Source organism: Saccharicrinis sp. 156 (assembly GCF_050589685.1).
Taxonomy (GTDB): domain Bacteria; phylum Bacteroidota; class Bacteroidia; order Bacteroidales; family Marinilabiliaceae; genus Saccharicrinis.
The window spans coordinates 51,703-62,579 of sequence record NZ_JBNGOS010000040.1 but is presented as its reverse complement, the minus strand read 5'-3'; the positions used below and the strand labels follow the sequence as shown (position 1 = coordinate 62,579).

At 36.0% G+C, this 10,877-nt stretch carries 6 protein-coding genes; 5 read left to right on the top strand and 1 reads right to left on the bottom strand.

Going from position 1 to position 10,877, the window contains the following annotated elements:
• The first annotated feature begins 291 nt into the window (after window positions 1-291).
• Complete coding sequence (locus ACRD64_RS20795; protein ID WP_430935669.1) at window positions 292-2,121, top strand: sulfatase-like hydrolase/transferase; 1,830 nt, start codon at window positions 292-294, stop codon at window positions 2,119-2,121.
• A 683-nt stretch (window positions 2,122-2,804) separates the two neighbouring features.
• Entirely contained in the window at window positions 2,805-3,140 is a 336-nt protein-coding gene (locus ACRD64_RS20790) for a cupin domain-containing protein (protein ID WP_430935667.1), read from the top strand.
• A gap of 558 nt (window positions 3,141-3,698) precedes the next feature.
• Here ACRD64_RS20790 and ACRD64_RS20785 read toward each other — a convergent pair.
• Window positions 3,699-4,412 carry a hypothetical protein gene (locus tag ACRD64_RS20785; RefSeq protein WP_430935665.1) on the bottom strand — a complete coding sequence of 238 codons (714 nt, stop codon included), beginning with the start codon at window positions 4,410-4,412 and terminating at the stop codon, window positions 3,699-3,701.
• A gap of 602 nt (window positions 4,413-5,014) precedes the next feature.
• On the opposite strand from ACRD64_RS20785, the gene ACRD64_RS20780 reads away from it, so the two are divergent.
• The 3 genes from ACRD64_RS20780 to ACRD64_RS20770 all read left to right on the top strand — a co-directional run bounded on the left by ACRD64_RS20780 (window position 5,015) and on the right by ACRD64_RS20770 (window position 10,857).
• Window positions 5,015-5,788 carry a hypothetical protein gene (locus ACRD64_RS20780; RefSeq protein WP_430935663.1) on the top strand — a complete coding sequence of 258 codons (774 nt, stop codon included), beginning with the start codon at window positions 5,015-5,017 and terminating at the stop codon, window positions 5,786-5,788.
• A gap of 156 nt (window positions 5,789-5,944) precedes the next feature.
• Window positions 5,945-7,270 (top strand): HNH endonuclease, encoded by a 1,326-nt coding sequence (locus ACRD64_RS20775; protein ID WP_430935661.1) that lies wholly within the window; start codon window positions 5,945-5,947, stop codon window positions 7,268-7,270.
• 458 nt (window positions 7,271-7,728) lie between these two features.
• The gene (locus tag ACRD64_RS20770) at window positions 7,729-10,857 is read left to right on the top strand and encodes an SIR2 family protein (protein ID WP_430935659.1); all 3,129 of its coding nucleotides are present in this window, start codon (window positions 7,729-7,731) and stop codon (window positions 10,855-10,857) included.
• Window positions 10,858-10,877: the final 20 nt, after the last annotated feature.

The following is a 10,877-nucleotide window of genomic DNA, read 5'->3' as shown; positions in this document are numbered from 1 at the left end:
AATGGCGCCCTTTTCCTTTTACCCATCCCGAAGAATGGCTTTTGACGTCACGCCTTTGGCGCTAAGTTTGTAAAAAACAGCCTAGCCCGACGGCTATGGTTCCCGGCCGGGAATGACGATGCTATAATGAATACGTATTTCGAATGAAATGAAGATAAGACTCCTTTCTTTGTCCGGGTGGTATAATGTGGATGCAAAGATTAGATCTATTATGGAAAATTTTAATTACTATTGTCAGTAGGTAAATATTATTAATGGTTTATAATCAAGCGATCACAACAATATTTTATTATGAATAAACACTGCCTATTACTGACTTTTATTTTTTTAATACCTCTATGGATAGGTGCTCAACAAACAGAAAAGCCCAACATCCTCTGGCTAACATCAGAAGACAATAGTGCCGATTGGCTGGGTTGTTACGGCAACCCCCATTCAAACTCACCAAATATAGATAAACTGGCACAAGATGGATTTCAATATATGAATGCTTTTGCCAATGCTCCTGTTTGCGCACCTTCGCGCAGTACTTGGATTACGGGAATTATGGCAGTTTCTATGGGAACACAGCATATGCGCAGCTATTATCCCATTCCTCATCATAAGATAAAGTACTACCCTGATTATTTAAGGGCAGAAGGTTATCACTGTGCCAACTACAAAAAAAAGGATTACAATATTGGAGGAAGGAAAAACGCTAGTTGGGATAATGATAGCATCTTAAATTGGGAGTCGCTAAAGAATAGTCAGCCATTTTTTCAGGTCATAAATATGGGAGAATCCCATGAAAGCAGGGCTTTTGGCGATGTATATAACACCCAACACGATCCTAAAAAAACAAGGCTCCGCAAATACCACCCTGATGTGCCCGGTATGCGCGAAAATTATGCCCACTACCATGATGCCATACATAAGATGGATGCTAAGGTCGGTAATATGTTAGCCAAGCTTGATGAGATGGGGATGACAGAAAATACCATAGTTGTATATGTATCTGACCATGGGGGAGTATTGCCCCGAAGCAAACGTTTTTTATTTGCGAATAGTCTGCATTGTCCGCTTGTGGTTCGTATTCCAAAGCAATTTAAGGAGCTATGGCCGGCGAACAAACCAGGAACTAAGATAGATCGATTGGTAAGTTTTGTGGATATGCCCAAAACATGGGTGAGCCTGGCAGGAGGAACACCGCCGGAGTATATGCAGGGTAAAGTTTTCCTGGGACCCCAAGCAGAGCCGGAAGCACCATTTCATATGGCTTTCAGGGGACGCATGGACGAAAGGGTGGATAACGCAAGGGCACTTTGTGATGATAGATATCTTTATATCCGAAACTATATGCCTTATGTGCCCTGGATGCAACACCTGGACTACTTATGGACCATGGAAGCAACCAAAGCCTGGGAAAAAGCGATTGGTGACGGCAAGGCCAGTGAAATCCAAGCTCGTTTTTTCTCCCCTAAAGTATGGACGGAAGAGCTTTACGATATGCAAAAAGACCCGGATTGCACAGCTAATTTGATAGACAACCCTGAGGTGGAAAATATGGCCGTTAAGATGCGTAAACACCTGCGTAAAAAACAAATGGAAATATATGATGCCGGATTGCTGCCCGAATCGGAGATGGTTCGCCTGGCCAATGAAAACAATACTACGATTTACGAGATGGTTCGTAATCCGGGATTATATCATGTTGAAGCAATACTGGATGCAGCCGACCTGGCGCTGGAAAAAGACAGGGCTAATCTTCCTGAACTTCGCAAATTATTGGAAAACCCGAATCTTGGACTGAGATATTGGGGTATGATTGGCTGCTTTTTGCTGGATGACCAACCAGCAGGATTAAAAATGATTAACGATGAATCGCACGAAGTAAGGGCAATGGCCGCCTGGACATTAATTAAAACGGGTAAAAAGGAAAAAGGGATTCAATGTATAACTGATATGATTAACGAGCGTTCATACGCCATGCTTACCTTAATGAATATGGTAGAATGGATAGGCGAGGACGGCAAAGCCTTAATGCCGGCTGTTAAAGCTATAAACCTGACCGAGAAATACGCAAAACAATACAAATACCCTATCCGCATGAGAAACCATTTGTATACGTTGTTTGGGGAATGATTTAAGTAGACAGTGACCAGTAATCGGTGATCAGTATTCAGTTTGTGAACAGAAACCTGACAACGTATTGAAGCTTCCTAAAACACAGCGTAGTGCCACGGTAAACACATTTAAAAAGAATATCAATGATCCTCATGAAAACAAGAACCTTGTGATGTTCCCGAAATATGAGTCAGTTGTAAACGAACTACACCAAAAATTACACGAAACGTTTTTCGGAAACAATCATGAGTAAACTACTGCTTCCAATACCTCGAAAAAGTAAAAGATAGCTATTGTAATTAGTGATTCTTAGAAAACTCGTATTTTTTTATAACCACTAATTAGTGCCAGCAAGAGAAGTCCACTTTTTTCGCTTCACATACCCGCTGACTCCCTAAAGGGAGAACCGCCAACCCGCACAGTACAAGAAGCTTCCCCTTTAGGGGTTAGGGGTAAGCATTTATGGTTTTTATTAATTTGGAGACTTTTCATTCAGAGACTAATTAGGCTAAGATTTATTGCACTCAGATGACTGAAATGTAATTTTTTTCAAGTTTAGATAAGTTGGGAGTAAAATTGTTGACAGGCAGTTGATAATTAAATCGGAAAGCTGTAAATTATACATGTATATACATACTAACCTGATATCATGTATTTGTAATATTTAACGGATGGTTTAATTATAATTGGAGGAACTTACAATGGAAGAACAAAAATTAGAAGTAATTAAAGGTTTATTCGAAGACCGAGACTGGCAAGAAATAGAAGGCTATGCCGAAGGTACAAAAGCAAAAATGTTACGGGATGATGGATATGCAAAAACCATGTTACTTAAGTTGCCCAAAGGATTCCGTGCCGATCGTCATACGCATTCTACTGTAGAGCAATTCATTGTACTAAAAGGAGAATATGCCAGTGATGATGCAGCATATCCTGAAGGATCGTATGTAATGTTTGACGCAAATGAAGAGCACGGACCTTTTGAGGCGAAGGAGGAAACTTTAATCCTTGTTATTAGGGACTCTAAAACTTATTAACCTGAGTTCGTCATAAAATTTTAATCGAACTCAGGTTATTAGAAATAACAACCCCAAAAACCTCAAAGATTTTCAAAATTAACAGGATGTCTCGAATGTTAACTCGAAAATCATAAGTAAAGTCATCATAGGTCTTGCTTTGATTATTGGAAATTGGTAACACCTGGCGATGCCAGTTACGAAATGTATGTAAATTCAGGCAAAACCTTCAGCTAAGTGCTGGAAATCTCCAGCTAAGTGCTGGAAATAACCGGCTAAGTTCTCGAAACATTCAGCTAAGTAGTTGAAACCACCTTCTAAGTGCACAAAACATCCGGCTAAGTGTTCGTAAGGCTGGCTAAGTGCCCGAAATGACTTTCGAAGTGTTCGAAATGACTTTCAATGTATTCGGAATCATTGGCTAAGTGGCAGAAACAATATTCTAAGAATAAAAAACAACCGTTTAACTGTACGAAATGAGTTTCTAAGTTAAACGGTTGTTTTTTGATGGTTAAAAAAGACTTGATACTATGATAAAACGGGAGTGTAATCTAAACTATGTCTCGTAGTTTGTAAAAACTATACTTCCGTAGGCTCTTCACTATTTTTTTTGGCAGCGCCCATTTTAGCCACGACCTTACTAATGGTAAACTGCTCCTTTTTAAGGGGTTCGTACTGGTAAAAGCTGGCTGCTATCTTACAAATGCCCGCTATTTCGGAATAAATATCGTTTAAAGCATCTATAGCTTCCTCCGAAAGTGCTTTAGAGGTTTCTTTCATCGTTTCTTGCGAAACGTTGGCATCTTTCATTTGGTCGGCATAGCCTACCATACGCGCCAATAGGGCAGGGGCAGTACCTTTTTCAATAATTTGGGTTTTTAGGTCTTCCGTAAGGTTTTGTTTAAAGGTATATAGTAACTGAATTAATGCTTCCTGGTTATTGTCTTGAACCGCTTTTAAGTTCTTGGTAAAACCCAGGTTTTTCACTATTTCCTTTGCTTCGCTGCCAAAATCAACCTCTAGTTGTGTTTTTAAAAAGGATAAGTCGCGCCTGGCGGGGGTTTGAATAGCTCCCAATTGGGTTGTCGCATTACGTAGTTCCTTCTTTTTATCCAGCCCCAGGTAGTTATCTATGGCATCGTCAATTTTGGCCGATAAGCCGTTGGCATAGTCAATAGTCCAGGTTGTGCGGGCTACGGAGAGTTCATCAATATAGCTTATTAAGCTTTGAGAAATGGTTTTGGATGCCAATAGCATATCCACATCCTTGTAATTGTAATTTCTTGTTGACATTTTTCTGATTTAAGGATATAAAAAATAATGTAACGCAGTTACTGAACATTCGTTGGTATATCGAAGGTGTTCAATACGGATAATCAGAAGGCTTGATAGAAAGCAGGAAAGTCATAATACTTTGTTGGGTGATTTTTTAGAACCGGATCTGGTTCCTTTGTATTTTTAGTGAAGTATATCATAGCTAAATAGTTTAGGTGGTTTATATGCTGATACAAATTAGGAAAAATATTGTAAAGTACAATGGTGTTTAGGGATATTTTTTTTACAATGTTGTTTTTGTAATACGATAGAAAACAAAGAGCTAGCTGATGAAGGGGTTTTGCATACAATAAATACGTACTTGTCTATGTTATTCCTATGTTAATAATTAATTGGCGATAAATAGAACGATTAAATAAAATATTTGGTAATTTAGGTGATCCAACCCGCTTTGCGGACCACATCATGGATGTATAGATAATAATTACTTTTTGAAGAAATAATAGGTGACATAAAAGGGATATAAAGCATATGCTTTATATCGACAAGTTGTGTGCAAGCAAAAGAAACAACCTACACAAGAGATAATATGAATTTTTAATATTTAAAACGGATAGATTATGAAATTAACCAAATTGATTCTTGCATCTGGATTGATTGCAAGTTTAGTATTTACAAGCTGTACAAATATTCTTAACAAACCTTTAAACAAAGAAGATTTTGAGAAAGTAAAAGAATTAGTCAATAATGATGAGACATTAAAGGAAATGGAAAAGAAGTATGTAATAGACAACTTGTCTACGTACCTCGGATTCGCAGAACTAGGCAAAGCTTTAGCTGGTGATGGAGCGGAAGTAAAAACGTATGGGGAGTACATTGAAGAATTAAAAGTAGATTTTGATTCAACAGAAACACAGATTTTAATAAATATTGAAAATAACAAGAAGTTAAAAGAGTTTATTACTTTGACAGACGCAAAAGCAGTACCAATTGACAAGTACAAAGGTTATTTGACTATGAATCTGAAGTTTAAAAATGAATTTGAGAAGCCAATACTTTATACTGTTATTAATTACAAATATGTGAATAAATATGATTCTAAGTTCTTTGATGAAAAAGTAAAACTAACTGATGAAGTTGCAAAGGACTTTAAAGAAGAGGTTGAAGTAACAACAACGGAGAAATATAATGATGTCGCTAGTTTTTTATATTCAAAAGTGCCAGTTGGAGCACCTGCAAAATTGAGGAAAGAACTAGGGAAAGAAGTTGCTGACAAAAAAGTACATCGTGATTTCTTAATGGAAGGACTAAAAATTGAGACATTAGGGATTGTTTTCGAAGACAAATCAGAATTGACTTTGCAAAACGAAGATTGGGAATACTTGACTAAATAATGCCAGCACACAATGTGTTTAGTGCATAAGGGTTTCAGAGGTTTTTGAGCGTTATCTCCCGCATCATGTTTAGGTGGGGACTTGATAGGTTTGAAGCCCGAAATCCCTTACGAAATTATACACGCAACGTTATAGGGCATTTAAAAAAAGACTGCGATGATAGATTTCGACTGGAAAGATGAAATATTACAATGGACTGATAAAAAACGGAATATTAAACCGTTTCAATCAGACTTGATTGATTTTTTTGAACAATCTTTTAAAAATACTTCTCATCCGGATAAATCTCTTTTCGGGACTAACACCTCAAGCGTTTCACTACTGACAGGGGGAATTTTCTTTGCAGCGTACACAACCGAAGGATTGATTTGGCTGCTTTTAGATAAAAAAATCACAGACATTCCAAATGCAGCAAGCAGAATTGTAAAATCAACCAAAAAATTTTCTGAACCACTTTACTGGTTGGAAACTGAAGACCTTACCAATTTAAAGCTTCTAACATCTAAGCCCGAAATTTGGGAAAGCTTTAAAAATGCGACTGACAGAATATTTGGAAGTAAAATGGTGACAGCGCATAGAGACCATATTGCTAAGAATAAGTTGTTGTTATCAGAATTTTGGGAAATTGACAAACCGAATTCTCCAACATACACTCCAGCAGATATAGTTTGGTTTAAGAATGTTACAAATAAAGTTAATGGAGAAGCTTATTTGGATTTAACGGCTAATCCTTTTGTAATTCATTTTCCGACTAAACACAAAACTAATGTATTAACACCAGCAATAGACGAGTTAATACTTATCTATCAAAAGGTACATGGAATACCTTCTTTTACTCATATTGTTACACCAATTGATAATACTTTAATTGAAGAGAATTCAAGACAAGACTATCGTTATGGTAGGCTTGTTAAAATAATTGCTAAAACTGGTAAAGACAATGCAATACCTGTTTCGGATACTTTATGGAAACGAATTAATTTTTCTGGCATAACTCAAGGTAATGCTTGTAAACTTGAAAACATAAAAGGAATTGGCAATATTGATGAACTACAATTTGACATTTGGAAGCGATTTAAAACATTCTTTACTCCTGAAGAACAAAAGTCGGAAAAAATTACATCAGCATTAATTAATGAACTTGAAGATACATCTTCGGACCTTTCTGTTTCTGAAGGAGAAGTAAGACTTATTTCACACTTGGTAAAAGAGAGAAATCGTAAAATTATTGCAGAGAAAAAACGACAAGCAATAAAAGTTGGCGATTTGAAATGTGTAATTTGTGGATTTTCATTTAAACAGCGATTTGGCAAAGAATTTATTGAATGTCATCATAAAACACCAATAAGCCAGACAGGAGTTAGAGAAACAACATTGGATGACCTTGCTTTAGTTTGTGCAAACTGCCATAGAATGTTGCACATAAAATTTGATGGAGATTTTTTGACAATTGAGCAGATGAAAGATAAATTTAATGAATAAAAAACGCCCTACAATAAATAAATAAAGGGCATGGGCTGGCAGTGTAAATTCGGAAGTTTTACTCTTTTAATAAGTTCGCCGAAGCTAAGGCTCCGGCTTGGTAGGGTTTCGGAGGTTCGGTTTTTCAAATCAGCTCACGAACCCTTGTTCAAACCGTTAGGCACAATCTTAAAAAAGACCGGACAACAGTGAAAATCTGCTACAAGAAGAATTGAAAAGAAGCCCACGCACAAATAGCACATTTGTTTTTTCGCCGACACACAACCCATTGTTAAAAAAACAAAAGAGCTATTTCTTGCCAACGCGCACGGACTGAGTATCTTTGTGAGTAGACAAATAAATTGAAAGAGAAATGTATGAAAATGAAGGATTCTAAAATATTATTAAAGTAAAAAAGAAATCACAAGACCAACTGACCAATAGATTATTTCTCCTGCATTCTTAATTATTGAGGTTATATGAATAAATTACAATTTGATGAATTCCTGAGGGCTATTAATATCAGTAAAAATGACACCTATTCTTTACTGTTAGGTGCAGGCTGTTCAATTACATCTGATATTCCATCAGCAGAAGACTGTATTTGGGAATGGAAGAAATCCATTTATAAATCAAACAACTCAACAGCATCAGATTGGATAGAAAATCATAGAAATCCTAAAGTAAAAGATACAATACAGCATTGGATAGATAACCAAGGAGGTTACCCTGAAAGGGAAAATGCTGAAGAATACTCTTTTTACGCCAAAAAATGTTACCCAATTGAAGAACATAGAAGACAATATTTTCAAAAAATAAGTTCAAATAAAAAGCCTTCTATTGGCTATAAATCAATCCCAATACTCGCAAAGCAAGGAATCCTTGATTCGGTTTGGACAACAAATTTAGATGAACTAGTTGTAACAGCTTGTTCAGGCAGTGGGGTTCAATCTATTGAAATTACTCTGGATTCTGTTCAACGACTTACAAGCAGAAGTCAAAACAGAAACGAACTTCCCGTAATTAAACTCCACGGAGATTTTAAATATGGAGAATTAAAAAATACGGTTGAGGAACTTCAAAATCAAGATGAAACTTTCCGCAAAGTTCTAATTGATTATTTACGAGACAAACATTTAATTGTTGTTGGGTATAGTGGTAGAGATGCTTCTCTGATGGATGCTTTGAAAGAAGCTTATTCCAAACCTGGCGGAGGTATGTTGTATTGGTGTGGTTATGGAAGTACTGCAAGTAAAGAAGTTCAAGAGCTTATTGAACTTGCCGAAAAAAGCAATCGCAATGCCTTTCATATTTCAACAGAGGGTTTTGATACTGTTCTGCGAAAAACTGCACAATTGGTAGTCGAGGATAATAGAGAGTTGAAGCAAGAATTGATTAATCTTCACCAATTAGAAGAAAAACAAGATGTTTTTACTCCATTTGATTTGAAGCCCGACAGAACAAATAAGATAGTAAAAAGCAACTTGTATAAAATTAGTTTTCCTGACGAAGTGTTTGTATTTGAAGCTACACTTGACGAAAAACCTTGGGAGTTTGTTAAAAGTAGAACTTTAACGAGGAGTGATATAGTTGCCGTTCCATATCGAAAACAAATATGGTGTTTTGGAAACCTAACCGTAATAAAAGATGTTTTTTCTGATGTGATAGAAAGTGAAGTTCAACGAAAACCACTGGCAAACATCAAGATATATAATTCAGCTACAAGTAGCTTGCTTCTAACCGCTGTGTGCAAGGTTTTAGCTTCAACCTACAATATTAAAACCAACTATAAAAACAGATTATGGTCTGAATCGGACTTTCAAACCATTGCAGGGCAAAAGGTATTTAATGCGATTAAGTTGTCTTTTGATAGAATTTCAGGTGTATTTTACCTTACGCTTAATCCTGATTTTGAATTGGAAAAAGAAGATGTAGATAGGACATTAGCTCAAAATGTGGGAATTGCATTCTTTCACAAAATTTGGAATAAACAGTTCAATATTTATGTGGAAAAATGGCGGAAGGCGCTTTTTCAAAAAATTAATGAATTCGAATTCCCTATAGACTCAGGTTCTGGATTTAGGTTTAAAATAACAAAAGCTCCGCTTTTTACCGAGGTTTGTAATTTAAATTATCGGTACCCACAAAGTCATACAGTACCAAAACATTTCTTTAACCTAAAAGGCATTCAATTTAAGGAGGTTCCATTATTGTTTTCAACTTCCAATGGTTCAAGAAATGTAACCGATGAACACCCAATGCGAGGCTTGGTAAATAATAAACCTTTTGAAACGAACATCAATTCTTTACTTAGTGATAGAGTTGATATAGCTTTGGTTTCACCAAAAGCAGAAGCAACTAACCTTTATACATTCATTCAAAAGCAAAATCAAAAGATTGCAAAATTCAAACAAAATGATGATTACATTATTGATTTTGAAGGATTCTATACTACTTATGGAGTTAGTTTAAACTTTCCTACTCCTGATAGTGAAGGATGGGAATATGTTGCTGAACCACAAAATACTGGAATTGTAGAAAATGCAAACTACATTAAGCAAGAGATTTGTAACTGCATTGTCAAAATAAATTCGACAGGAAGACAAAAAATTGTTGTGATTTATATAACACAACGTTGGGAAGAATTCACTTCATACAATGAACAAGGCGAAATATTTGATTTACACGATTACATAAAAGCTTTTTGTGCTGAAAAAGGGATAATGTCTCAATTAATACGAGAAAAAACGGTAAAAGACCAACAACAAAGTTGCCAAATTAACTGGTGGTTATCGCTTTCTTTCTACGTAAAATCATTAAGAACTCCTTGGATATTAGCGAATACAGATAAAAATACAGCTTTTGCTGGATTAGGGTATAGTATTGATTCTAATGATAATAGCAATGGTCATATAGTATTAGGTTGCAGCCACATTTACAGCTCTACGGGAGAAGGCCTAAAATACAAATTGTCTAAAATAAGCAACAACAAAATACAATGGAGGCATAAAAAACCCCATTTGTGTTATGACGATGCTTATGAGTTTGGTCGCAATATTCTCAACCTGTTTTATGAATCGATGAATGAACTCCCCAAAAGAGTTGTTATTCACAAGAGAACATTCTTCACCGGAGAAGAAAAGCAAGGAATCTTGGATAGTCTTTCGGATAATGGCATTATTGAATCAATTGATTTAATTGAAATTAACTTTGAGGATAATATAAAGTACACTGCCAGTAAGATAAAAAACAACAAGCCTGAAATTGATGGGTTCTCTGTTTCTCGAGGCACTTGCATTCAACTTAACTCAAAAGAAGCTCTACTTTGGGCACACGGGGTAATACCATCAGTAAGAAACCCTAATTACAATTTTTATCCAGGAGGTAGATACATTCCAAAACCGCTTAGAGTAATTAAACATTACGGTAATGGAAGTTTGGAGCAAATTGCAAATGAGATTTTAGGGCTTACAAAAATGAATTGGAATTCCCTGAATATGTACTCTCAATTACCAGCAACGATTTCATCGTCAAATGATATTGCGAGAATTGGCAAATTGATTGATTCAAACACTTACTCTGAGTATGATTATCGTTATTTTATTTAGAATCGTAAAAACAAGATATT

Excerpts from the sequence above, each read along its gene's own strand:
- ACRD64_RS20795 (WP_430935669.1), top strand. The coding sequence starts at position 292 with ATGAATAAACACTGCCTATTACTGACTTTTATTTTTTTAATACCTCTA.
- ACRD64_RS20790 (WP_430935667.1), top strand. The coding sequence starts at position 2,805 with ATGGAAGAACAAAAATTAGAAGTAATTAAAGGTTTATTCGAAGACCGA.
- ACRD64_RS20785 (WP_430935665.1), bottom strand. The coding sequence starts at position 4,412 with ATGTCAACAAGAAATTACAATTACAAGGATGTGGATATGCTATTGGCA.
- ACRD64_RS20780 (WP_430935663.1), top strand. The coding sequence starts at position 5,015 with ATGAAATTAACCAAATTGATTCTTGCATCTGGATTGATTGCAAGTTTA.
- ACRD64_RS20775 (WP_430935661.1), top strand. The coding sequence starts at position 5,945 with ATGATAGATTTCGACTGGAAAGATGAAATATTACAATGGACTGATAAA.
- ACRD64_RS20770 (WP_430935659.1), top strand. The coding sequence starts at position 7,729 with ATGAATAAATTACAATTTGATGAATTCCTGAGGGCTATTAATATCAGT.